This window comes from Pseudomonas sp. ZS1P83, assembly GCF_054897825.1.
Window position 1 is genome coordinate 4951226 of sequence record NZ_CM142706.1, and the last position, 26198, is coordinate 4977423.

The window sequence follows — 26198 nt, forward strand, 5'->3', positions numbered from 1 at the left end:
CACCAGTTCATGGAAACCGCTACAGGTTGAAGGAAATTTCCGATGACATTGCCCAGAAATTTCGCTGCGAACCCTCAGACATTATTTAACACCTTCCTCAGACTGATAACGGTGCAGACAATTAAGTAGAACCTCCATAAATTTTCTCTGATCCTTAACGTCATCATCAAAATAAGTATCAATTTTTGAAAAAACCCCATCAAAACTGTCACCACAATCTAAAAAATGCACCAACGTATCAATAAATAATTGACGTTCCTTTTTGCTATAGATAAAAAACTCCGGACGCGTCAAGACATCAAATAGTTCAGTGAGCTCTTGCTCATCATTTACATCCTTCGAAACTATTATTTCTTCCCTTTTCAGGTCACGTGTATTTTCTATGTCAAAAACGAAAAGCAAACTACGTATATCCCAAATGTTGTAAGAATTTTTCATTAGTCAAAATCCGTAAAAGCTGTTTTAGGCCGACCCATTTCATCCAATATAACTACAGCTCTGGTTTGCTCACCGTACTGCAAGCCATCTCTCTTAAATCCCTCGCCTACTTTTTTACCCATTTCGATAGGACGCCGGGAAGCATTCAAACCACTCTGTTTAAAAATCAATTGCGCACGCTGTATCGCATTCAGCTGATCACGATGGCTGAGAAAGTGTGTCGCCGCAGAGGGTATTACGGGTTCGCCCCGTCGCCTTCCTCTCTCGTACCTTTCTATTTCGCCGGTCGTAGGGTTCCTGCCTTCTTGCACTCGCTGAAGCTGGGACTGCAGAGTGGTTTGAGCACCATGTTTCTGTAGAAAGTGGGCCTCATCAATTGAATCTTCCATTTCTTTCAATCGCCTATGAACAACCGCCTCCGCCAGCTCATCAATCCGCGCCCTACGCTGATCACCCGTCAGCTTCGGTAGCGCCGGCTCACCCTCATCAACCTTAACGCCAGCCGTATCATCCGGCGCCTGACACCCTGGCTTATTCGACGGCGGACAATTACCGCTCAACCCCAACGGATCAACCCACCCCGTCGGATTCGGCGTGTACTGATACTGGTTCAGCCCGCCCGCCAACTTGATCGGGTCCGGCGTCAGGTACCGGCCAATCTCCGGATCATAGTACCGATGCCGGTTGTAGTGCAGGCCGCTCTCGGCATCAAAGTACTGTCCTTGAAACCGCAACGGCTGCTCGAGCTGCTCGCCCCCACCGAACGCCAGGCGAGTGACCTTGCCGTAGGCGTTGTATTTCGCCGACCAGACGATCTCGCCACTGAAATCGGTCAATTCCTGCGGTGTGCCGAGGTGGTCGAGTTGGTAGTAGAACGGGCAAGCCTTTTGCGGGCCTTTGCCGTCGAGCATGGCCAGTGGGCGGAAGCTGCCCGGTTCGTAGACGTAGCTGCGGTAGTGCTCGCGGCTGCTTTCGGCGACGAGGTGGTCGCCCTGCCAAAAGAACTCGGTGGTGTGGCCGTCGACGGTTTTGGCGATGCGGCGGCCGAAGGCGTCGTAGCGGTAACTTGAGCAACGACCGTCCGGGGTCGTGACGCCGACCAAGCGGTGTTGGCAGTCGTAGCGGTAGTCGGTGACGAGTTTTTGCCCGGTGCCGCGGCGTTCGCGGATCAGGTTGCCGAAGGCGTCGTAGTCGTAGTGGCGGTCGCCCTGCATGAGCAGACGATTGCCTTTGACGGTCGCGGCGCCGGGGCGGTCCTGCATCAGCAGGTTGCCGGCCGGGTCGTGGGCGAAGCTTTCCGGTGGGTCGTCGCGGGTGTGGCGCACGCGGGTCAGGCGGTTGAGTGGGTCGTATTGGTAGCTGCGCTGGCCGTGGCGGGTGTCGGCGATGCTGTCGAGATTGCCGTTGGCGTTGTAGGCATAGTCGCGGCGATACAGTGGTTGTTGCCGTTGGCTGACGGCGTGGGCCTTCAGGCGTCCCTGATCGTCGTAGGCATATTCGCTGAGCAACAGGCCTTGCTGGCGTTGCTGTTCGCGACCGAAGGCGAATTGGTGAGTGGTGAGTCGCGCACCGTTGAGGTCGATGGCGGTCAGCGTGCCGCCCTTGGCGTGGTGGTAATCGAGTTTGCTGCCGTCCGGCAGGCGCAGGCGATTGAGCTGGCCGCAGGCGTCGTAGCCATAGCGCAGCGTGCCCCAGCCCTGATGTTCGGTGATCAGGCGATCCTGTGGGTCGTACTCGAATTCCAGCGGATGGTCATGGCCGTCGTCGACGCTGATCAGGCGACCGAGGCTGTCATAGCGGTAGTCGATCTTGATGCCGTCGGGCAGGGTTTTGACCAGCAATCGCCCTGCCGAGTCCCGCTCATAAGCCGTGACCAACCGCGAGCCGTCATCGCCGAACTCGGCTTTCTCCAGCAACTGGCCGTTGAGGTCGTAGCTGTACGCCGTGCGCTGGCCGTCGAATCCGCTTTCCTGTCGGATCAGGCCGTTGGCCGTGTAGTCCAGCTGATATTTTTCGCCGGATTCGTTTTCGATTTCGGTGAGCAACAGCTGGGCGTTGTCGTAGCGATACTTCAGCTGGGTGCCGTCGGGATTGATCCGGCGGCTGACCAGGTGCAGATCGTCGACGTATTCGTAACGCGTGACGCGACCCAGTTCGTCGCGTTCGGCGGTGATTTTGCCGTAGGCGTTGTAGCTGAACGCGCGGCTGGCACCGGTGGGCAGCGTCGTCTGAATCAGTCGGCCGACGGCGTCCCATTGGTACTGGGTGACGGCGCCGTGCTCATCCCGACGGGTAATCTGCCGCCCCAAAGCGTCGTAGGAAAACCGCCGCTGGCCACCGTCCGGCAAGGTCTCTTCGAGCAGTTGCCCTAAGGCGCTCCAGACGAACACATGCCGGCTGTTGTCCGGGTAACGGATCGACAGCAGCTGGCCTTTTTCGTCGTAGTGATAGTGGCTGACATGCCCGTCGGGATCGGTCGCTTCGGTGACATCGCCCTGAGCATCGCGCTGATAGGTCCAGACGGCTTTGCCGCGATAGCGCGCGTGCAGGAAACCGTTGCGATACTCGTAGGCCGTCGGTTCGTCTTCCGGTGGAATCAGCGCGACCAGCCGTCCGACTTCGTCGTAGTGGTATTCAGTGACGGCGCCGAGCGGATCCTGCTCGGCAATCAGCCGACCTTGGTCGTCGTAGGCCTTGAGCTGTTCGCCGCCATCCAGTTCGACCTTGCGCACCAGCCGCGCCCGCTCGTCGTGGACGTAAACCTCTTCGCTGCCGTCGATGTTCTGAACGGTGACGCTGCCCTGGTCATCCCAGAGATACTGCGCGTCCATCTGCGCAAACGACGCCCAGTGGCGGATGCATCGGGCCGCCTTGCCGGACCTTTCCCACGCCCAGAAGAAACTCGCCCCACCGGCCAGTTGTCGCTGCAGGATGACGTGCTGATCGTCGTAGTCGTAGCGCTCGCTTTCACCGGCGGCGTTGGTCGCTTCGATCAGTTGCGAGCGTTCGTCGTAGCGATAACTGACCAGTGTTTGCGCGGTCTGCCAGGCCTCGTCGAGGGTCTGGGCCGGAACAAAATGCTGGTAGTCGACGGCGACCAGATGGCTGCGGTCATAACGCAACAGCAAGGCGCGACCGGCACCGTTGTCGAGGCGTTTGATCCGGTCCTGACGGTCGCGGGTGATGCGCAGGCGGTTGTCGTAAGCGTCGCTGATGGTGGTCAGTCGACCGTTTTGAAAGTGATAGAAACGCGTGTCGTCGCCGGCCTGGGCGAGGATCAGTTCTTCGGGTTGATCACCGAGATAAATCGCCGCGCGCGAGAGGCTGTTGTGGATCGCTGGGCGTTCGCGGTTGGGCAGCGGGAAGGAAGTACGACGGTTTTCGTGGTCGACCCAGATGACGTGGTCGCCGTCGATTTCCAGTCGATGCGCGAGGCTGTGACTCCAGCCGTAGCCGAGGCCGCCGTCGATTTCGGCAGCGCTGGTGCGATAGAGCCGGGTGAAGTCGAACGGCAGGATGCCGTCCAGCGAACCGTCGGTCAGGGTCAGCAGTTCTTCGCCGGTGACCATCGACACCGGGCATTTGTTGGTGGCGGTTTTATCGACGGAGTCGGCGCTGTCGCCGTTGGGGTTTTTCGCTTGATCCGGGACGTCGTCGTGGTGTTCGGTTTGCTTGAGCGTGGTGTTGCGCTTGGCATCCCAACGCAGTTGCATGCGACCTTTTTTCAGACCCGCTGCAACACCGCGCGCTGCAACTTTTTTGTAGCGATCAACGTAGGTAATGAAGCTGTTGATGATGTTGAAGATCGCTTTGACGAAACCCACTACAGCGTCGACGATCCGGGCGCCGTAGTTGGCAAGGCGCATACCCAAATAGGCGATGCCTGCGCCTGCGCCCGCAAAAGTCAGAACAACCCCGATCAGAATATCGATGAGTAGCTGCACCACCACGGTTGAAACTGCTTCGGCAGTTTTGCCGGTGATTTCGCTGGGGGGCAGCATCTCCAACCAGAGGCTGGCCGTGCGTAGCAATAGGCAGAGGGCCGCTTCATCACTGGCCAGCAGCTGGACCTTTTCCATCGTTGCCGGAAATTTCTCCGCCAGTTCGGCCAGTTTGTCGGCACCGCTCCCCAGGCGGCCAACGAACTTTCGGGGATCCTGGAGAATGTCCGAAAGCAGGCTGATGCTGTCCCACACGCCCACGATCGCCGCCCAACTCCCTGCGAGCATTCCGTTACCCGTCGCAGCAAAAGTCGACTGCGACCACTGCGGTTTAAACCCTTCCCACTCTTTGCGCAGCCAGCCGTCCAGCTCTTTGGTCAGGCCGTCGTAAGAGGAGAAAAGATCATCGATTTGAGTCGGGGTGACTTCATTCTGGACATGAACGCGATAGAACTTGCCGGGAGTGCCTTCGAACTGCCCCTTACCGTTTTCGTCGAGCGGGACCGGTGTGCGCTTGCCGCCATCCATGGCAATCACATCGACCGAAATATTCCCCAACGGAATGTCGTAAACCGATTCAAACTTGCTCTCGATCTCCAGAATTCCGCCTTCCGGGCATTGCGCAACACTGGAGAAAAAATCCTCATCACTTTGAATTACGGGCTTACTGGTATTCCCCAGTTTGATCTTGCGCTCCATGCCCATCAGCGACGGCATGTCCGCAGCCCGACTGACCCTGTCCGCATTCCGACTCAGAAAGCCGCCAAGTTGCTGCCGATACACACTCAGGGTGTCTTTGAAACCGTCGAGCTCCTGCTCGATACGCTCGATCTGATCCATCAGTTCAGCTCCGCCATCAGGTATTCCACCAAGGCTGTTTTGGGTGCTTGAGGCAGGTCGGGCGTCTCAAGAAAGATCGCGACCTTGTGCCGCAATACGCTTATCGAAAACGCTTCATAAAGGTCAGGGCGCTCCTCGCTCAACCACTTCACCAAGTTGTTGATACGGGTTGTAGCGGACTCAGCACTGAGGTGTTTAAGCAGCGATTCAGAAACTTCCCTCCACGGAAAAACCCTTGAGGCTTTCAACGCGCTGCCACCCATCTCGAGCGGCTGGCCATTGATCAAACAGCGGTCGATCACAGGCATTAACTGCGTGGCGTTAACTTCGGCAGACTGAAGGATCGACAGCAAATAACGCCCATCCCAGAAGCGGAAAAACACCGCGTTGCCGTTGGGCAAAAGGACTTGGGTAAGGCTGCGCAAATGCTCGACCAGCACTTCTTGAGAGGCAGAAGAAACCGCTAGCCAACCCCAATCGCGGGACTCGGTGTTGGCGACCCACTCCAGAAACTCACTGCCTGCAGCGACGATTCCGACATAGGGCATCACCGGTTCCCACTCGGCGTAAGCGGTGTCGGCCCAGATTGGACTGGGTGCTTGAGCGGTGCTCCAACGCTGCCAAGCTTTGAGAGGTTCAGCGGCACTCGTATTGCTGAAGATGGCGAACAATTGTTCCGATGGTTTCAGCGGTTGGCGATTGAGCCAGTCGTGGGGTGACAAGCGATCAGGCTGCACAGACACCCTCCTTACAACGCTCACATTCCTCACAGAACGGCGCATCACTTTTCAGGCTCAGAATCTGTGCAGCACTCAGCAGCGCCGCCGGAGCGGCAACTAGATTCAACAGCGTATCCGGCGAGGCTGGCGCAGCAGTCATGGCCGGCATCAACGCACCACCGACCTGAATCGGCACGCTGCTGAAAATCCCACCGGGACCAATGTTGATCCACTGCCCACCCGCCTGAATCGTCGCACTGGCGCCGCCGTCGATCACCACTTGCTGACCGGCGCTGACATGGAATTGCTGACTGGCATTCAGCGCCTGACTGGTCACGCGAATGTGCCGGTCGCCGATCACCACCAAGTGATCGTCCAGCTTCACTTCGGCCTGGCGCTGGCCGTGGGTGATGCGTTGCTCGTCGGCCTTCAGTTCATGGCGAGCGGTGCCGGTGACGACGATGCTGCGCTGGTTATCGACCTGCACCTGTTGATCGTTCAACACGTGCTGAGTCCAGTTTCGCTGGGCCCGCAGGTAGATTTCCTCGGCGCCTTTGCGATCCTCGATGCGTAATTCGTTGTAACCGCCGCCACCGGGACTACTTTGGCTGCGGAAAATGCTGCGGGTCTTGTCGGCGGGCAAGTCGAGCGGTACCGGTGTCGCCGCGTTTGGCAGGCAACCCATCACCAGCGGTTTATCCGCATCGGCATCGATGAACCCGACCAGCACTTCCATGCCGACTCGCGGGATCAGCACGCTGCCGTAACGGTCGTGCGCCCAGCCGGTGGCCACGCGCAGCCAGCAACTGGAGTGTTCATTGAGCTGACCGTCACGGTCCCAGGCAAGCTGAACCTTGACCCGACCGAACTCGTCGCAATGGATTTCGCTGTCGGTCGGGCCGGTGACCACGGCAGGTTGATAGCCGAGCATGCGTGGCTTTTCCGGCCCGAGCGGCGGACGAAACGAAACGTCCCACGGTATTGCCAGAAAGGTATTGCGATAGCCTTGGAAATCATCCGGGCTGTCGCTGGTGACTGACTCTTCCAGCACTTGCGGCTGGCGACCACGGTGTTCAATTTCGGTGACCAGCCACAGGTCATTCCACGCCTGACGTGGGTGTTCGGCGAGGTGCAGGAAGTGCCCGCAGACCAACGCAGATTCGTCGCCACGACCTTCGGCTTGACGGAAGTCGGCGTTGTGGCGCTCGAGTGCTCGTTGAGCCAGATGTTTGCCGTGTTCGCGATCAGTGAATTGGCCAGGAAAGTGATAATCCTCCAGCACCGGTCGCTGTTCGCTGTCGAGGCGGCTTTCGAGTTGCAGGCGCGGTTTGCGGAAGTCGTAATCGCGACGGGTTACCGCTGTCGTCCGGGTTTCCAGCCGCACGTTGAAACGCTTGATGGCCGGCGCATCCGCCGCCATTCCGCTGCCCGGCAGGTATAGCGTCGGCTCGGGCAGACGAGGGAAAACCGTCTGGTCATCACCAAACACCAGCAGGTGCCCGTCAAGGCTGTGCTGAAAGTGGTAGTGAATGCCGATCTCGGCACACAGGCGCTGGATGAACGCCAGATCGCTTTCGGCGTATTGCACACAGTACTCGCGCGCTGGGTAGTCGCTGCCGAGCCGAAACTCGAAGGCGTCGCGCTGGATGCCGTGGTCCTTGAGGATTTGCGCGACGATCGTCGGCACACTTTTGTGCTGGAAGATCCGCTGATTGATGCGCTGGCCCAGGTACGCCAGTCGCGGCACGAGACTGATTTGGTAACCCGTCAGGCGTTGGCCGGAATCGCTTTGACCGACGCGAAAAATCTGACCATGAATGCCGGAACCCTGTGCATCAAAACTCAGAAATGCCTGACGATGCAGCAGGCTTTCGAGTTCGATGTCCGGCCGTTCGCTGACCAGTTCCAGGTCAAAACGGTAGGGCTGGCTGATGGCTTCCTTGCCCGTGAACTCAAGTACCTTGAGCTCATTCTGGACGCCGTCGATCGTCAACGTGAAACGCGGTTGATTGGCAGGAGCGAACATCCGATGTGTCTCTGCAGAATGAAGGCGGGCGATTCTGCATGACCGGATAGGGGTGTTGAGGGAGAGACAGGAAAATCAGATTTGCCCTACTTTTTTAGGGAATCCTCCCTCAAGAATCGGGGCAGTGACCTACAGACATTCCTGTCAGAAGTGACGTGCTGGTGCAGAGGACGCCTTCGCGGGCAAGCCTCGCTCCTACGGATTTGTGTGTTCTGTAGGAGCGAGGCTTGCCCGCGAAGGCGCCATCGGTAACACCAAACCTCTCCCCGCGAACAAAAAAAAACGGCCCGCCTCCATAAGGAAGCGGGCCGTTTTCATGTTCGGCGAAAGGTCAGAGCATCAGCTCATCCCCATCACTTGTTCAGACGGAAATCTGCCTCGGCAGCGGCGAAGCGCTGATACATGCCTTCAGTAGGCTCTCCCAGTTTGCTGACGATGTAGATCGCCAGGCTGGCGAAGATGAAACCAGGGATGATTTCGTACAGACCCAGCAACTCAAAGTGCTTCCAGACGATCACGGTGATCGCGCCGACCAGGATGCCAGCCAGTGCGCCGTTACGGGTCATGTCTTTCCAGATCACGGAGATCAGGACAACCGGACCGAACGCAGCACCGAATCCAGCCCAGGCGTAGCTGACCAGGCCCAGTACGCGGTTTTCCGGGTTAGCGGCCATCACGATGGCGATCAGGGCAACCAGCAGCACCATGGCGCGACCGACCCAGACCAGCTCAACCTGGGAGGCGGTTTTACGCAGGAAGGTTTTGTAGAAGTCTTCGGTCAGGGCACTCGAACACACCAGCAATTGGCAGCTCAGGGTGCTCATGACGGCAGCCAGAATGGCCGACAGCAGTACACCAGCGACCCATGGATTGAACAGGATTTTCGCCAGTTCGATGAACACGCGTTCGTGGTTTTCGGTCACAGGAGCGGCCAGCTCCGGGTGCGCCGAGAAGTAAGCGATACCGAAGAAACCTACAGCGACGGTGCCGCCCAGGCACAGGATCATCCAGGTCATCGAGATGCGACGTGCCTTGGCGATCGACTTGACCGAATCCGCGGCCATGAAACGCGCCAGGATGTGCGGCTGGCCGAAGTAGCCCAGGCCCCAGCCCATCAGCGAAATCACGCCGATGAAAGTGGTGTTTTTCAGCATGTCAAAGTTGCTGGCGTCTTGTGCTTCGATGGCCAGGAACGTGGTGTCGACGCCGCCAGTGGCCAGCAGCACGATGATCGGCGTCAGCAACAGGGCGAAGATCATCAGCGTGGCTTGTACGGTGTCAGTCCAGCTCACTGCCAGGAAACCACCGACGAAGGTGTAGGCAATCGTCGCTGCAGCACCGGCCCACAGCGCCGTCTCGTAGGACATGCCGAAGGTGCTTTCGAACAGACGAGCGCCGGCTACGATGCCGGAAGCGCAATAGATGGTGAAGAACACCAGGATCACAACCGCCGAGATGATCCGCAGCAGACCGCTTTTGTCTTCGAAACGGCTGGAGAAGTAGTCCGGCAGGGTCAGCGCATCGCCGTTGTGCTCGGTCTGCACGCGCAGGCGGCCGGCAACGAACAGCCAGTTCAGGTAAGCACCGATGATCAGGCCGATGGCAATCCAGCTTTCGGAGAGACCGGACATGTAGATAGCGCCCGGCAGGCCCATCAACAACCAGCCGCTCATGTCGGAGGCGCCGGCGGACAATGCAGTCACGACGCTGCCCAGGCTACGACCGCCCAGAATGTAGTCAGAAAGGTTATTGGTGGAGCGATAGGCCATGAAGCCGATCAGCACCATTGCTGCGATGTAGATCACGAACGTGATCAGGGTTGGATTACTAACGCTCATTCGAGTGATGCCCTGGCTTTGTTTTTATGTAGCGGCGAAGTGTGAAACGCCGACAAACGACAACGTTTGTTGAAACGATTTCCAGCCCCGCGCATTTATGACTGATGTTTCCCCAGGAAAGCCATCAGCCGGCGCACCTGACTTTTTAGTCGGTTGCACCTTGGGCGCGAATCCTATTCAACAACGTAAATAAGGTGCAACCAGTTTCTTTGGAATAAGTTGCACCTAGTCGGATTTTCGTGAAAAACGTCCGTTTTTGCTCCCTTTTAGGGCAGTTCGCGCTGTTTACTAGAAGCAAAAGCACCAAGCAGGAGCGGTACGTTCGTACCGGAATTTAATTCCTGACGAACTGCTGATTATTCCGACAAAAAAAGGGTTGCACCCGGTTGCACCTCGAGAGTTGCGCAGCTAATCTTGCCGCCAGCTGATGCCACGCGGTCGTGGCAAACATGAGGATAAAAATATGGCTACCACCACCCTTGGGGTCAAACTTGACGACCCGACCCGCGAGCGCCTCAAGGCCGCCGCGACCTCGATTGATCGCACGCCGCACTGGCTGATCAAGCAGGCAATTTTCAATTACCTGGAAAAACTCGAGGGTGGTGCAACCCTGACCGAGCTGAGCGGTTTGATCAGCAAAGACGCTGACGACGCCGGCGAGGTCCACGGTGACCACGCGCACCAGTGCTTCCTGGAGTTCGCAGAAAGCATCCTGCCGCAATCGGTGCTGCGCGCTTCGATCACCGCCGCTTACCGCCGCCCGGAACCTGAAGTCGTGCCAATGTTGATCGAGCAGGCTCGCCTGCCCGCTGCGATGGCTGAAGCCACCAACAAACTCGCCTCTTCGATTGCCGAAAAACTGCGCAATCAGAAGAGCGCCGGCGGCCGTGCCGGGATTGTTCAGGGCCTGTTGCAGGAATTTTCCCTGTCATCCCAGGAAGGCGTGGCGTTGATGTGTCTCGCCGAAGCGCTGCTGCGCATCCCGGACAAAGGCACCCGTGACGCGCTGATCCGCGACAAGATCAGCACCGGCAACTGGCATCCGCATTTGGGCAACAGCCCATCGCTGTTCGTCAACGCCGCTACGTGGGGCTTGCTGCTGACCGGCAAACTGGTCGCCACCCACAACGAAGCCGGCCTGACTTCATCGCTGAGCCGCATCATCGGCAAGAGCGGCGAGCCGATGATCCGCAAGGGCGTCGACATGGCCATGCGCTTGATGGGCGAGCAGTTCGTCACCGGCGAAACCATCGCCGAAGCCCTGGCCAACGCCAGCAAGTTCGAAGCCAAAGGCTTCCGCTATTCCTACGACATGCTGGGTGAAGCCGCCCTCACCGAACACGACGCCCAGAAGTACCTGGCCTCGTACGAACAAGCCATTCACTCGATCGGCAAAGCGTCCCACGGTCGCGGAATTTATGAAGGCCCGGGCATTTCCATCAAGCTTTCGGCACTGCACCCGCGTTACAGCCGCGCCCAGTACGAGCGCGTGATGGACGAGTTGTACCCGCGCCTGCTGTCGCTGACCCTATTGGCCAAGCAATACGACATTGGTTTGAACATCGACGCCGAAGAAGCCGACCGCCTCGAGCTGTCGCTGGATCTGCTGGAGCGCCTGTGCTTCGAGCCGCAACTGACCGGCTGGAACGGCATCGGTTTCGTGATTCAGGCTTACCAGAAGCGTTGCCCGTACGTGATCGATTACGTGATTGACCTGGCGCGTCGCAGCCGTCATCGCCTGATGATCCGTCTGGTAAAAGGCGCGTACTGGGACAGCGAGATCAAGCGCGCCCAGGTCGAAGGCCTGGAAGGCTATCCGGTCTACACCCGCAAGGTGTACACCGACGTTTCCTACATCGCCTGCGCGCGCAAACTGTTGTCGGTACCGGAAGTCATCTACCCGCAATTCGCTACGCATAACGCCCACACCCTGTCGGCCATTTACCACATCGCCGGTCAGAACTATTACCCCGGCCAGTACGAGTTCCAGTGCCTGCACGGCATGGGCGAACCGCTGTACGAACAGGTTGTAGGCAAAGTTTCCGAAGGCAAGCTGAACCGTCCGTGCCGCGTGTACGCACCGGTCGGCACTCACGAAACTCTCTTGGCGTACCTGGTGCGTCGTCTGCTGGAAAACGGCGCGAACACCTCGTTCGTCAATCAGATCGCCGATCAGTCCATCTCGATTCAGGCGCTGGTGGCCGATCCAGTGGCCAGCATCGAGCGGATGGCGACGCTGGAAGGCGGCTTCGGCCTGCCGCACCCGCGTATCCCGCTGCCGCGTGATCTTTATGGCGCCGAGCGCGCCAACTCCAGCGGCATCGACATGGCCAACGAACATCGTCTGGCTTCGCTGTCCTGTGCTTTGCTGGCCACCGCTCACAACAATTGGAAAGCTGCGCCGATGCTCGGTTGCGCGTCCAGCACTGAAACGCCGGCGCCGGTGCTGAACCCGTCCGATCTGCGTGATGTGGTCGGCCATGTGCAGGAAGCCACCGTCGAAGACGTCGACAATGCGATCCAGTGCGCCCTGAACGCTGCACCGATCTGGCAGGCCACTCCGCCCGCCGAACGCGCCGCGATTCTGGAACGTGCCGCTGACTTGATGGAAGGCGAGATCCAGCCGCTGATGGGCCTGTTGGCTCGCGAAGCCGGCAAGACCTTCGCCAACGCCATCGCCGAAGTGCGTGAAGCCGTGGACTTCCTGCGTTATTACGCGGTGCAGGCTCGCAACGATTTCACCAACGACGCCCACCGCCCACTGGGTCCGGTGGTGTGCATCAGTCCGTGGAACTTCCCGCTGGCGATTTTCAGTGGCCAGGTTGCTGCGGCACTGGCCGCCGGTAACCCGGTATTGGCCAAGCCTGCGGAACAAACCCCGCTGGTTGCCGCTCAAGCCGTGCGCTTGCTGCTCGAAGCCGGGATTCCGGAAGGCGTGCTGCAATTGCTGCCGGGCCGTGGCGAAACCGTTGGCGCTCGTCTGGTTGGTGACGATCGGGTCAAAGGTGTGATGTTCACGGGTTCCACTGAAGTCGCTCGCTTGCTGCAACGCAACATCGCGGGTCGTCTGGATGCTCAAGGTCGCCCGATTCCGCTGATCGCCGAAACCGGTGGCCAGAACGCGATGATCGTCGACTCCTCGGCACTGACCGAACAAGTGGTGATCGACGTGGTGTCGTCGGCCTTCGACAGCGCCGGTCAACGCTGCTCGGCTCTGCGTGTACTTTGCTTGCAGGAAGATTCCGCCGAGCGTGTCATCGAAATGCTCAAAGGTGCCATGGCTGAATGTCGTCTCGGCAACCCAGAGCGCCTGTCCGTGGACATCGGCCCGGTGATTGACGCCGAAGCCAAGGCGGGCATCGAGAAGCACATCCAGGCCATGCGCGATAAAGGTCGCAGCGTGTATCAGGTGGCAATCGCCAACACCGAAGAAGTCAAACGCGGCACCTTCGTGATGCCGACATTGATCGAGCTGGAAAGCTTCGACGAACTGCAACGGGAGATCTTCGGCCCGGTGCTGCACGTGGTTCGCTACAAGCGCAAAGACATCGATCAGCTGATCGGTCAGATCAACGCTTCCGGTTACGGCCTGACGCTGGGCGTGCACACGCGCATCGACGAGACCATCGCCAAGGTGATCGACAACGTCAACGCTGGTAACGTTTATGTGAACCGCAACATTGTCGGTGCCGTGGTCGGCGTGCAGCCGTTCGGCGGCGAAGGGTTGTCGGGTACGGGTCCGAAGGCGGGTGGTCCGCTGTACCTGTACCGTCTGCTGTCGACGCGTCCTACCGATGCGATCGAACAATCCTTCGCTCGCGGTGATGCCATCGCAGCACCGGATGTTCGTCTGCGTGATGCCATGAGCAAACCGCTGACTGCCCTGAAGGCGTGGGCCGACAGCAACAAGTTCGCTGACCTGAGCGCCCTGTGCGTGCAGTTCGCGGCGCAATCGCAAAGCGGCATCACCCGCGTTCTGGCCGGTCCGACCGGCGAGCGCAACAGCTACGCCATCCTGCCGCGCGAACACGTGCTGTGCCTGGCGGACGTCGAAGGCGATCTGCTGACTCAACTGGCGGCGGTATTGGCTGTTGGAGGTTCGGCGGTATGGCCGGAAGCAGAATTGACCAAGGCGTTGTTCGCACGTCTGCCAAAAGAAGTTCAGGCACGGATCAAGTTGGTTTCCGACTGGAGCAAGGACGAAGTGCTGTTTGATGCGGCTCTGCATCACGGCCATTCCGATCAGCTGCGTGCGGTCTGCCAGCAGGTGGCCAAGCGTGCCGGGGCGATTGTTGGGGTACATGGACTGTCGCAAGGCGAAACCAACATTGCGCTGGAACGTCTGGTGATCGAGCGGGCGCTGAGCGTCAACACCGCTGCAGCGGGTGGTAATGCGAGCCTGATGACAATCGGTTAAATGGCAACAAGGCCGGGCACCCGCAATAGGTGCCTGGTTTGCAAAAATCCCTGTGGGAGCGAGCCTGCTCGCGAAAGCGGTGTGTCATTCAACATAGATGTTGGATGCGCCGACCTCTTCGCGAGCAGGCTCGCTCCCACATTTGATTAGTGCTGCCCGCACCTCTCCATCACGCTCATCAATCATCCTGTTCACCCCGCCCTTCCCACGCCTAGACTCGGTCCATTCCAAAAAAAGGTAGGCCGCCATGTCCGAGACGCTGCTCAGTTCCCGCAATCTGGCTTTCGAGCTGTATGAAGTCCTCGATGCCGAGGGCCTGACTCAGCGCGAGCGTTTCGCCGAGCACAACCGCGAGACGTTCGACGCCGCCATCGGCACCGCCCGCAACATCGCCGAGAAGTTCTTCGCCCCGCACAACCGCAAGGGCGACGAGAACGAACCGCGCTATGAAGACGGTCAGGCGATTCTGATTCCGGAGGTGAAACCGGCGGTGGATGCCTTCCTTGAAGCAGGTTTCCTCAACGCGGCGCGCAGTTTCGATGCGGGCGGCATGCAACTTCCTACGCTGTTGTCCCAAGCCTGCTTCGCTCACTTTCAATCAGCCAACGCGGCGTCGACTTCTTATCCGTTCTTGACCATGGGCGCGGCGAACCTGATCGAAAGCTTTGGTACAGAGGAGCAGAAGCAGCGCTTCCTGCAGCCGATGATCGATGGCCGTTTCTTCGGCACCATGGCCCTGACCGAGCCGCATGCTGGCTCGTCGCTGTCGGATATTCGTACCCGCGCCGAGCCTGCGTCTGACGGCACCTATCGCCTGAAGGGCAACAAGATTTTCATCTCCGGCGGCGATCACCCGTTGTCGGAAAACATCGTGCACATGGTGCTGGCGAAATTGCCGGACGCACCGCCCGGGGTGAAGGGTATTTCGTTGTTCATCGTGCCCAAGTTTCTAGTCAACAACGACGGCAGTCTCGGCAAGCGCAACGACGTGCTGCTGGCCGGCTTGTTTCACAAAATGGGCTGGCGCGGCACCACCTCCACCGCGCTGAATTTCGGTGATAACGGCGAGTGTGTCGGCTACCTTGTGGGCAAGCCGCACCATGGCTTGAGCTACATGTTCCAGATGATGAACGAAGCGCGGATCGGCGTCGGCATGGGCGCGGTGATGCTCGGTTACGCCGGCTATCTGTATTCCCTGGAATACGCCCGCGAGCGTCCGCAGGGTCGCGTGCCGGACAGCAAGGACCCGAACACCGCACCGGTGGCGATCATTCAGCACGCCGACGTCAAACGCATGCTGCTGACTCAGAAGGCGTACGTCGAAGGCTCGTTCGACCTCGGGCTGTACGCGGCGCGGCTGTTCGATGACACCACGACCCTTGAGACTGAAGCCGAGCGCAAAAAGGCCCATGAGTTGCTGGATTTGCTGACACCGATCGTCAAATCCTGGCCGTCGGAGTTTTGCCTGAAGGCCAATGAACTGGCGATCCAGATTCTTGGCGGCCACGGTTACACCCGCGAATATCCGGTTGAGCAGTACTACCGCGACAACCGTTTAAACCCGATTCATGAAGGCACTCATGGCATTCAGTCGCTGGACTTGTTGGGGCGCAAACTGGCGCAGAACGGTGGCGCGGGGCTCAAGCAACTGATTCGACTGATCGCCGACACTGCTGAGCGAGCGCAGGCGCATGAGTCGTTGACCGCGCTGCGTGAACCGCTGGAGAAACTGGTGGCACGCCTGCAAACAGTGACCATTGGCCTGCTGACGGATCTCGGACAAGGCAAGGTCAACAGCAGCCTGGCGAACTCCGCACTGTATTTGAAAGTGTTCGGGCACACGGTGATTGGCTGGCGCTGGCTGGAACAGGCGATTCGCGCCGAAGAAGGGTTGGCCAAGGGGAATGCGGCGGATGTGAGCTTCTATAAGGGCAAGCTGCAGGCGGCGCGGTATTTCCTGACGTGGGAAGTGCCGAGTTGCCACCATGAGCTGGCGATTCTTGAGGCGCGGGATGATGTTTGCCTGGGGATGCGGGATGAGTGGTTCTAACTGAAGACGTGTTGTGCTGCTGAAATCCATTCGCGAGCAGGCTCGCTCCCACAGTGGTCCGCGTTTAAGCACACAACGCGTTCAAATGTGGGAGCGAGCCTGCTCGCGAAGGCGTCAGTGCAGGCGATCCATTTAATCAGCGCAGCTTGAACCCACCCATCTGCCGCGCCAAATCATCCGCCAACCGCTGCAGCGTCTGACAATCCTCACGACAAGCCCTGACCTCCCCGGCCGTTGCCCGGGCCAAATCGGAAATCCCCTGCACGTTGCGGTTGATCTCTTCGGTCACCGCCGACTGCTCTTCCGTCGCCGTCGCCACCTGATGGTTCATGTCGCTGATCCGCTCGACCTGCCCGGTGATCGCTGTCAACGACGCCCCGGTGCGCTGGCTCGACTCAACCCCAGTGCCCGTCGCCGCCTGCCCGGAATGCATCGACGAGACCGCATTCTCCGCGCCTTGCTTGAGGCTGCCGATCATCTGCTGAATCTCATCAGTCGACGACTGAGTCCGCCGCGCCAACGTGCGTACCTCATCCGCCACCACGGCAAACCCACGGCCCATGTCCCCGGCTCGCGCCGCTTCAATGGCCGCGTTGAGTGCCAGCAAATTTGTCTGCTCGGAAATCCCGCGAATCACCGCCAACACCTGATCAATGGACGCCACTTGATGGGCCAGCTCACCCACCGCACTCGCGGCGAGGCCGATTTCGGCGGACATGCTTTCAATATGCCGGATCGATCCACCCACCACTTCTCGCGCCTGCATCGCCTCATCACGGGCGTTTTGCGAAGCCATCGCGGCGTTACCTGCGTTCTGGGCGATTTCCTGCACCGTCAGGCCCATTTCGTGGACGGCGGTGGCGACCATGTCGGTCATTTCCTGCTGACGGCCGGAGCGTTCGGCGGTGTTGTCCACCACCCGCGCCACTTGGCCGACTGCCGTGCGTAAACGCTCGCTGGTGGTCAGCACTTCGCCAATCATGTCGCGCTGACTTTCCAGGAACCGATTGAAGCCACGCGCCAGGTCACCCAGCTCATCGGCGCGACTGGAATCTAACCTGTGGGTCAAATCTCCCCCACCGCTACCGATGGCTACCAGCGCTGCTGTTACCTGACGGATCGGGCGCACCAATCCGCGGGCCAGCAACACCACCAACATCAGGCACACCAGCGCCACCGCCAGGCCGATGGCGCTGCTGGTCCACATGGCGCGGCGGGCTTCGGCGTAGATTTGCGACTGCGGCACTTCGGCCACCAAGGTCCAGCCCAGATCCCGCAATGGCAGGCTCAATGCCAGAAAATCTTCGCCATCACGGGTGAAACCACTGTTGGTGGCAACTTTTTGACCCATGACCGCTTGTGCCGCCGGGGCACCGATTTGTTCAGTCAGAGTGCGTTTGCCGCTGAATTGCGCCTCGGGATGAACCTGGATCAAACCGTCGGAACGCACGAGATAGACCTTGCCGCGCTCGCCGAAGTTGAAATTGTGGATCAGCTCCGACAGCTCTTTCATGCTCAACCCGAGCCCGGCAACGCCAACCACTTTGCCGGCCTGCTCGACCTTGAGGTCGATGAACAGCGCCAATTCTCCGGTCGCGGTGTCATTGTCGATATTGAGGGTGCGCGGCTGGTTGCTGTCGAGAAAGGCGTAGAACCAGGCGTCTTTAGGGTTGGAACGGCTGAGGGTCCGGTCCAGGCCTTTTTCCGTGAGGTAGTGGTTTGAGGCCGTGCCGACGATCAGCGCGGTAAAGGCTTTGTGCTCGGCGCGGATGCCTTCCAGGTACTGCACGAACGTGGCGGTCTGGGCACTGCCTTCACCCCCTGCGAGCCAGTCGCGCACCATGCTGTTGCTGGCGATGTCCTTGGCGGCGGTGAGGGGTTGAACGAGGATTCGCTCGATGTCGTTGCGCATCGCTTCGATGCTCGACGGCAGCGCTTGTTCGACCAGATAGCGCTGGGCGAGACGGTTGACCACGAGGGTATAAACGCCAACCACGATCAGAATGCTGACCAGCAGGGCGGTGCCCATACTCAGGATCAACTGCCATTGAATACTGCGTCGCCAGAACTGCATGGAGCACCCCCAAAGAATAAGAGGCTGAACCACTGCAACAGCCGTGCCGATTGTATACAACGCAACCGACAATTTATTCTTTGGTTGTGCGCAAAGCCGATCAGGCCTGATTGATCGTCTTGGAGATCACTTCAACCGTGGCGCTGACTTGCTCTTGGTAACGGTCGAGTTCCTGCTTGTGCTGTTTCTGCATGTCGATCTGCTGGGAGCACAGATTCATCGCGGCCAGCACCAGCAAGCGGTCACCGATCAGCGTCGGGTACTTCTTTTTGGTGTCGGCCAGGGCAGCCTTCAGCATTAATGCGGCGTCCAGCAGGGTTTGCTCTTCCCCGGCCGGCGCCTTGATCGAATAGTCCTCCCCCAGGATCGAGACGACTTTTACCCCTGCGGCGCCGTGACTCATGCGCTGACTGGGCCGGCGCTGACGCGCTCAACCAAGGCCTGGATGCGTGCGGCGGTGTCACCTTGTTTCTCTTCCTGTTCCATCAGGCTCAGCTGCAGGCTTTCGTTTTCATCCTTGGCCTGGGCCAATTCTGCGCTCAGGGTTTGGTGAGTGCCGAGCAGGGTCTGGTTCTGTTGCACCAGGTCGCTGACCAGCTGTTCCAATTGGCTTAGGGATGCTTCCAACATTTTGATTTTCCGAGCATTTTCAAAGGGCGCGTACGATAAAGAAAAGTCACCACGGATGCCAGGGTTATCCAGGCGCAAGGCCTTGATTTTGCTGGCGGGCGACCTTCCTCGCGAACTTTAAAGACTGTGATTGGCGGATCTGGTTCCTGCACTTCGTCGCCCGGGCCGTTGTGCGACAAATACGCGCAGGGGTTCAAGACTTTAGTCGTATGACCGATAAGTCACCCATACGTCAGTCTCAGCGCCGCACGGATGCGCTCTTTTCGGTAAATACCATGTCCCTTCGTAATATGAATATCGCACCGCGGGCGTTCCTCGGCTTCACCCTGATTGGCGGTTTGATGCTGGTTTTGGGGGTATTTGCCTTGAACCAGATGAGCAAGATTCGCGGCGCCGGTGAAGACATCGCTTCCATGAGTGTGCCGAGCATTAAGAGCCTCGACGAATTCACTCAGCTCACACTGCGCCTGCGGGTGCTGTCTTACCGTTTGCTGGTGAACCGCGAACCTGATGTTCAACAGAAGACTATTGACCTGTTCGACCTGCGCAACCAGCAGATCCGCGAGGCGCAGAAAGTCTATGAGCCGCTGATCGATGGTCCGCAAGAACGCGGCGCTTACGATAAGTACGTGCAGTTGCTGGCGCAGTATCGTCAGCTTGAAGAGCGGATGAAGACGTTCTCGCGCAACAATCAGGTCGACGACCTGCGCAAGATGCTGAACACCGAGTTGCTCGCCAACTCCGAAGAGGTCAACGCGGCCCTCGCGAAGCTGCTGGAGATCAACACCCAGCAAATCGAGGAAACTGACCAGCGCGCCGGCGATCAGTATTCGACGTCGTTCAATCTGGTGATCACTTTGCTGGTCATCGCCAGCGGCCTGACCCTGCTTTTCGCCTGGTTGCTGACCAACAGCATCACCAAGCCGATCGCTAATGCCCTGAGCGCCGCCGAAGAAATTGCCGAAGGCAACCTGACTCGCCCGATCACAGTCGACGGTGAGGACGAAGCCGGCCGTTTGCTGCTGGCCATGTCGAAGATGCAGGACAAGCTGCGCGACACCCTGCAACGGATTTCCGGCTCTGCCACGCAACTGGCGTCTGCCGCTGAAGAACTCAACAGTGTCACTGACGAAAGCGCCCGTGGCCTGACCCAGCAGAACAACGAAATCGAGCAAGCCGCCACCGCCGTCAATGAAATGACCAGCGCCGTAGAAGAAGTCGCGCGCAATGCCGTCAGCACTTCCGAAGCGTCGAAAAATGCCACCACCTCTGCCGGTGATGGTCGTGACCTGGTGCAGGAAACCGTCAGCGCCATCGAACGCATGAGCGCCGATGTGCAGAGCACCGCGACCCTGATTGGCGACCTGGCCAACGAGTCCCGTGACATCGGCAAAGTGCTGGACGTGATTCGCGGCCTGGCTGACCAGACCAATCTGCTGGCCTTGAACGCGGCCATCGAAGCAGCCCGTGCCGGTGAAGCCGGTCGTGGTTTTGCCGTGGTCGCGGACGAGGTCCGTGCACTGGCCCACCGCACCCAGCAATCGACCAGCGAAATCGAACGCATGATCGGCAGCATCCAGAGCGGCACCGAGCACGCGGTGGATTCGATGCGCAACAGCACCGAGCGCGCCGAGTCGACGCTGAACATTGCCCGTGGTGCAGGCATGTCGCTGGACACTATTAACAGTGCGATTGTCGAAATCAACGAACGCAACCTGGTGATCGCCAGCGCCGCCGAAGAGCAGGCGCAGGTGGCTCGCGAAGTGGATCGCAATCTGGTGAACATTCGTGATTTGTCGGTGCAGTCGGCAACCGGGGCGAATCAGACGAGTGCTGCCAGCAATGAGTTGTCGCGGTTGGCGCTGGACCTGAACAATATGGTTGGGCGGTTTAGCCTCTAACCCGTAACTGATCATTCCCACGCTCCCGCGTGGGAACGATCACGGTCAAAGCTTTTTGACAGCATCACATTTCAACAGGTTAGAATCGCTGGCACGCAGACTGCATGGTCAGTTTGTGCCCGCCTTTCAGCTTTCTGGAGTATTGCCTTTGAATGCGACGACCATCAACAGCCTGTTCTTGATCGGCGCGTTGCTGGTAGGTGCGAGCATTCTGGTGAGCTCACTTTCGTCCCGCCTCGGCATCCCGATTCTGGTGATCATCCTCGCGGTAGGCATGTCGGCCGGCGTCGACGGTGCCGGCATTATTTTTGATAACTACCCAACGGCTTATCTGGTCGGCAACCTCGCCCTGGCAGTCATCCTGCTCGACGGCGGGTTGCGCACCCGGGTTTCCAGCTTCCGCGTGGCGTTATGGCCGGCGCTGTCGCTCGCGACGGTCGGGGTGTTGATTACCACCGGGCTGACCGGTATGGCAGCCGCCTGGTTGTTCAACCTGAACCTGATCCAGGGACTGCTGATCGGCGCTATCGTCGGCTCCACCGACGCCGCGGCGGTGTTCTCGCTGCTGGGTGGCAAAGGCTTGAACGAACGGGTCACCGCCAGCCTCGAGATCGAGTCCGGCAGTAACGACCCGATGGCGGTGTTTCTCACCGTCACCCTGATCGACATGCTCGCCAGCGGCCAGACCGGCCTGCACTGGAGCCTGCTCGGGCACTTCATGCGTGAGTTCGGTATCGGTGCCGTCATCGGCCTGGGCGGTGGCTGGGTCATGTTGCAACTGGTCAACCGTATCCACCTGGCCACCGGTCTTTATCCGATTCTGGTCATTGCGGGCGGATTGGTCGTGTTTGCCCTGACCAACGCCTTGCACGGCAGCGGCTTTTTGGCGGTGTACCTGTGCGGCCTGGTCGTCGGGAACCGCCCGGTGCGCAGCCGCCACGGCATTTTGCACATGCTCGATGGCATGGCCTGGCTGGCGCAAATTGGCATGTTCCTGGTGCTGGGGCTGCTGGTGACGCCCCATGACTTGTTGCCGATTGCCCTGCCCGCTCTGGGTCTGGCGCTGTGGATGATTCTGTTTGCCCGGCCGTTGTCGGTGATGGTCGGTCTGCTGCCGTTCAAGGCGTTCCATGGGCGCGAGAAGGCGTTTATTTCCTGGGTCGGTTTACGCGGCGCGGTCCCGATCATTCTGGCGGTGTTCCCGCTGATGGCCGGCCTGCCCAACGCCCAGCTCTACTTCAACCTCGCCTTCTTTATCGTATTGGTGTCGCTGCTGGTTCAGGGTACGAGCCTGCCATGGGTGGCGAAGCTTTTGAAAGTGACCGTTCCGCCGGAGCCTGCGCCGATCTCCCGCGCAGCGCTGGAAGTGCACGTCACCAGTGAGTGGGAGCTGTTCGTTTATCGCCTCGGCGCCGAGAAATGGTGCATCGGCTCGCCCCTTCGGGACCTGAAAATGCCCGAGGGCACTCGCATTGCTGCCCTGTTTCGTGGCCAGCAACTGCTCCATCCGTCGGGTAGTACGGTGCTCGAAGTCGATGATTTGCTGTGTGTAATCGGCCATGAACACAACCTTCCGGCCCTCGGAAAACTCTTCAGTCAGGCACCGCAACGAGGCCTCGATTTGCGTTTCTTCGGCGACTTCGTACTCGAAGGAGACGCCCAGCTGGCCGCGGTTGCTGCGTTGTACGGATTGAAAGTGGAAGGCATCGATCCGGACATGTCCCTGGGCCATTTCATTGCCCAGAAAGTGGGCGGTGCACCCGTGGTTGGTGACCAGGTGGAGTGGAACGCCACCATTTGGACCGTCGCGGTCATGGAAGGGAACAAGATCGGCAAAGTGGGCGTCAGATTCCCCGAAGGAAGTCGCCCGGGCCCGGGCTTGTTCCTCTAAACTCCATTCTTCGTCTCGTTTTCGATCGGTCTCTATGTCAACCCTGCGCACCTTTTTCATCATGGCCCTGCTGGGCTTGAGTCTTTCTGTCGGTACATTGCAAGCGGCCGAACCGCCGTCCAGCGAAGCCGTGCAGGCGAACCTGAACAAGATCGCCGACCGCAAACTGCCGGAAGCCGATCAGAAAGCCCTGCAGAGCATCCTGCAAAGCACGCTGACCCAACTCAACAACCAGCGTGATTACGAGCAGAGGCTGGCCGATCTCAAACGGCAACTGGCCAGCGCCCCGAAGCAGAACATCGAGAACCAGCGAGAACTGACCAAGCTCAAAGCCACCAAAGTGCTGCCGGTGCCGCAGCGCTATGCCAAAGAGCCTGTTCAGCAACTGGAGCAGATGCTCACTGAGCGCTCCACCCAGCAAAGCGATCTGCAGAAGTCCTTGGCCGACGCCAACAGTCTGGTCACTACCGCCCAGACCCGCCCGGAGCGCGCCCAAGCCGAAATTTCTACCAGCCAGACGCGCATCCAGCAGATCAACAACATCCTCAAGGCGGGCAAGGACAACGGCAAAACCGTGACCCCCGAGCAACGCGACCTGCTCAACGCCGAGCTCGCGGCGCTGAATGCCCTGATCCCGTTGCGCCGCCAGGAACTGGCCGGCAACAGTCAACTGCAGGACCTGGGCAACAGCCAGCATGATTTGTTATCGGAAAAATCCGATCGTCTGGATCAGGAAAGCCAGGAGCTGCAAACCCTGATCAACCAGAAGCGCCTGGCTCAGTCTCAGGAAACGGTGACCCAGCAGTCCATCGAAGCGCAGAAGGCCGGTGGCAGCAGCCTTTTGGCCACCGAAAGCGCGGCCAACCTGAAGCTTTCTGACTACCTGCTAAAAAGTACCGACCGCCTCAACGAAGTCACCCAGCAGAACCTGCAGACCAAGCAGCAGCTGGACAACGTGACCCAGAGCGATTCGGCGCTGGAAGAGCAAATCAACGTGCTCAAGGGCAGCCTGTTGCTCTCCAAGATTCTCTACAAACAGAAACAGGCCCTGCCACTCCTCAAGCTCGACCGCGACCTGGCCGACCAGATCGCCGACATTCGCCTCTATCAATTCGAAGTCAGCCAGCAACGGGAACTGCTCAGCAACCCGGCCACTTACGTCGACAATCTGCTGTCTACCCAACCGCCGGAGCAAGTCACCCCGCCGCTGCGCAAGAGCCTGATGGAGCTGGCCACGACCCGCGTCGACCTGCTGGAGCGGTTGAACCGCGAACTAAGCGCGGTGCTCAACGAGTCCATCACCCTGCAACTCAATCAGAAACAATTGCTCAGCACCGCGCAAAGCCTGCGGGCCACCCTCGATGAGCAAATGTTCTGGATTCCCAGCAACAAGCCGCTGGACCTGGAATGGATGCGCGCCGTACCGGAGCGCCTGCAACGTCAGGTCACCACGCTGCCGTGGGCTTCCAGTCTGAGCGAATTGAGTGATGGCCTGACCCAGCGGCCGCTGCTGTTCCTGCCGTTGGCGCTGTTGATCGGTGCCCTGCTGTGGCGGCGTAAAAGCCTGTATGCCCGACTGAGCAAAGTTCACCAGGACATCGGTCACTTCAAGCGCGACAGCCAGTGGCACACGCCGCAGGCGATCCTGATCAACATTTTGCTGGCGATGCCGGTGTCTCTGGGCCTGGCCTTGTGTGGCCTGGCCTTGCAAATCGACGCCCGCGGACAGAACGCGAACATGGGCGCGGCGCTGCTGCAAATGGCTCAGGCCTGGCTGGTGTTCTACACCGCTTACCGGATCCTCGCGCCAGGCGGCGTGGCCGAACTGCACTTCCGCTGGGAAAAACCCCAGGTCGAGTTCCTTCAGGGCTGGGTCCGCCGACTCGGACTGGTGGTGATGGCATTGGTCGCCGTGGTGGCGGTTGCCGAACTGCAACCCGCGACTCTGGCCGATGACGTGCTCGGCATGCCGGTGGTGTTGACCTGCTACGCCTTGATGGCCTGGCTGCTCAGTCGCCTGCTGATCAGCAGCCCGACGCACCAGAACGCTTCGCTGTTTCGCAAAACCGTCGGGATCATGTTCACCGTCCTGCCGGTCGCGTTATTTGTAGCGGTGTGCTTCGGCTATTACTACACCGCGCTGAAGCTCAGTGACCGGTTGATCAACACCCTGTACCTGCTGATGTTCTGGCTGGTGATCGAAGCCACTTTCGTCCGAGGCCTTAGCGTTGCCGCACGGCGGCTGGCCTACCAGCGCGCCCTGGCCAAACGCCAGGCCGCGAAAGAGGCCGGCGACGGCGAAGCGGTGATCGAAGAACCGACCCTGGACATCGAGAAGGTCAACGAGCAGTCCCTGCGCCTGATCCGTCTGGCACTGCTTGGCGGTTTCATCGCGGCCTTGTACTGGGTCTGGTCCGATCTGATCTCGGTGTTTTCGTACCTGGATAACGTCACCCTCTACGAATACACCAGCGGCACCGGCGCCAACATGAGCATGGTGCCGATCAACATGGGCGACATGCTCGGCGCGCTGATCATCATCGGCATCACCTTCGCCCTCGCCCGCAACTTGCCGGGCCTGCTGGAAGTGTTGGTGTTGTCGAAGCTGAACCTGGCTCAGGGCAGCGCCTACGCCACCACTACGTTGCTGTCCTACGTGATCGCCGGTGTCGGTTTCGTCTCGACCCTGTCGACGCTCGGCGTGAGCTGGGACAAGTTGCAATGGCTGGTGGCGGCGCTATCGGTAGGTCTCGGTTTCGGAATGCAGGAAATCTTCGCGAACTTCATCTCCGGGATAATGATCCTGTTCGAACGCCCGGTGCGGATCGGCGACACCATTACCATCGGTAACCTGTCGGGCACGGTGAGCAAGATCCGCATCCGCGCCACGACCATCACCGACTTCGACCGCAAGGACATCATTGTCCCGAACAAGACCTTCATCACCGGGCAACTGATCAACTGGTCCCTGACCGACACCATCACCCGAGTGACCCTCAAACTCGGCGTCGATTACGGCTCTGACCTGGACCTGGTCAAGGAATTGCTGCTCAAGGCTGCCCGTGAAAACCCACGTGTGCTGAAGGATCCCGAGCCTCACGTGTACTTCCTGAACTTCGGCGAAAGCACCCTCGATCATGAACTGCGCATGCATGTGCGCGACCTCGGCGACCGTAACCCGGTGCTCGATGAGGTCAACCGGTTCATCAACCGCGAGTTCAAGAATCAGCACATCAACATCTCGTTCCGGCAGATGGAGGTTTATCTCAAGAACCTTCAAGGCCAGGAATACAGGATGGTGCCCGTCGATCCGGAAACCAAAACCATCGTGCCGCTGGTTGATGGCAAATCGCCGCTAGAGCCACCACCGGCCAAGCTCGACTAAGCGGCTTATCCCTAGCAGAATGCTCGGACATTCTGCTGGAGATGGCCC

The 26198-nt window shown here is 59.3% G+C and carries 13 protein-coding genes and 2 pseudogenes; 6 read left to right on the forward strand and 9 right to left on the reverse strand.

The genetic code is table 11. From position 1 onward, the window contains the following. Positions 1-81: 81 nt before the first annotated feature. From ACYZT0_RS23280 to putP, 5 genes are all read right to left on the reverse strand, one after another. Entirely contained in the window at positions 82-438 is a 357-nt protein-coding gene (locus ACYZT0_RS23280) for a hypothetical protein (RefSeq protein WP_462043178.1), read from the reverse strand. Continuing rightward, a complete protein-coding gene (locus tag ACYZT0_RS23285) occupies positions 438-5219 on the reverse strand; it encodes an RHS repeat-associated core domain-containing protein (RefSeq protein ID WP_462043179.1) in 4782 nt (1593 codons plus the stop codon). The genes ACYZT0_RS23280 and ACYZT0_RS23285 overlap by 1 nt, the downstream gene beginning before the upstream one ends. Next, positions 5219-5956: a DUF4123 domain-containing protein gene (locus tag ACYZT0_RS23290; protein ID WP_462043180.1), complete on the reverse strand. Its 738-nt coding sequence runs from the start codon at positions 5954-5956 to the stop codon at positions 5219-5221. Before ACYZT0_RS23290 ends, ACYZT0_RS23285 begins: the two co-directional genes overlap by 1 nt. After that, on the reverse strand, positions 5946-7964 hold the full coding sequence (locus tag ACYZT0_RS23295; protein ID WP_462043181.1) for a type VI secretion system Vgr family protein: 2019 nt from the start codon (positions 7962-7964) through the stop codon (positions 5946-5948). The genes ACYZT0_RS23290 and ACYZT0_RS23295 overlap by 11 nt, the downstream gene beginning before the upstream one ends. A 353-nt stretch (positions 7965-8317) precedes the next feature. Continuing rightward, complete coding sequence (gene putP / locus ACYZT0_RS23300; protein WP_462043182.1) at positions 8318-9802, reverse strand: sodium/proline symporter PutP; 1485 nt, start codon at positions 9800-9802, stop codon at positions 8318-8320. Between the two features lie 463 nt (positions 9803-10265). On the opposite strand from putP, the gene putA reads away from it, so the two are divergent. After that, positions 10266-14219: a trifunctional transcriptional regulator/proline dehydrogenase/L-glutamate gamma-semialdehyde dehydrogenase gene (gene putA, locus ACYZT0_RS23305; protein WP_462043183.1), complete on the forward strand. Its 3954-nt coding sequence runs from the start codon at positions 10266-10268 to the stop codon at positions 14217-14219. A 247-nt stretch (positions 14220-14466) separates the two neighbouring features. Then, positions 14467-16269 carry an acyl-CoA dehydrogenase gene (locus ACYZT0_RS23310; RefSeq protein WP_462043184.1) on the forward strand — a complete coding sequence of 601 codons (1803 nt, stop codon included), beginning with the start codon at positions 14467-14469 and terminating at the stop codon, positions 16267-16269. 136 nt (positions 16270-16405) lie between these two features. On the opposite strand, the gene ACYZT0_RS23315 is transcribed toward ACYZT0_RS23310, so the two are convergent. The 4 genes and pseudogenes from ACYZT0_RS23315 to ACYZT0_RS23330 all read right to left on the reverse strand — a co-directional run bounded on the left by ACYZT0_RS23315 (position 16406) and on the right by ACYZT0_RS23330 (position 18973). After that, on the reverse strand, positions 16406-17251 hold the full coding sequence (locus ACYZT0_RS23315) for a methyl-accepting chemotaxis protein (RefSeq protein ID WP_462046624.1): 846 nt from the start codon (positions 17249-17251) through the stop codon (positions 16406-16408). 21 nt (positions 17252-17272) lie between these two features. Next, a pseudogene (locus tag ACYZT0_RS23320) lies at positions 17273-18343 on the reverse strand (HAMP domain-containing protein); the annotation flags it as partial. 100 nt (positions 18344-18443) lie between these two features. Beyond that, complete coding sequence (locus ACYZT0_RS23325) at positions 18444-18746, reverse strand: cell division protein ZapA (protein ID WP_462039906.1); 303 nt, start codon at positions 18744-18746, stop codon at positions 18444-18446. After that, the gene (locus ACYZT0_RS23330; protein WP_462043185.1) at positions 18743-18973 is read right to left on the reverse strand and encodes a hypothetical protein; all 231 of its coding nucleotides are present in this window, start codon (positions 18971-18973) and stop codon (positions 18743-18745) included. Before ACYZT0_RS23330 ends, ACYZT0_RS23325 begins: the two co-directional genes overlap by 4 nt. Before the next feature lie 290 nt (positions 18974-19263). On the opposite strand from ACYZT0_RS23330, the pseudogene ACYZT0_RS23335 reads away from it, so the two are divergent. From ACYZT0_RS23335 to mscK, 4 genes and pseudogenes are all read left to right on the forward strand, one after another. After that, a pseudogene (locus ACYZT0_RS23335) lies at positions 19264-20019 on the forward strand (MCP four helix bundle domain-containing protein); the annotation flags it as partial. Beyond that, the gene (locus tag ACYZT0_RS23340; RefSeq protein WP_371922129.1) at positions 20011-20874 is read left to right on the forward strand and encodes a methyl-accepting chemotaxis protein; all 864 of its coding nucleotides are present in this window, start codon (positions 20011-20013) and stop codon (positions 20872-20874) included. The pseudogene ACYZT0_RS23335 and the gene ACYZT0_RS23340, both read left to right, overlap by 9 nt. Before the next feature lie 148 nt (positions 20875-21022). Then, positions 21023-22765, forward strand: coding sequence for a potassium/proton antiporter (locus ACYZT0_RS23345; protein ID WP_462043186.1), 1743 nt, complete (start codon positions 21023-21025; stop codon positions 22763-22765). 34 nt (positions 22766-22799) lie between these two features. Beyond that, complete coding sequence (gene mscK, locus ACYZT0_RS23350) at positions 22800-26150, forward strand: mechanosensitive channel MscK (protein ID WP_462043187.1); 3351 nt, start codon at positions 22800-22802, stop codon at positions 26148-26150. Positions 26151-26198 lie beyond the last annotated feature (48 nt).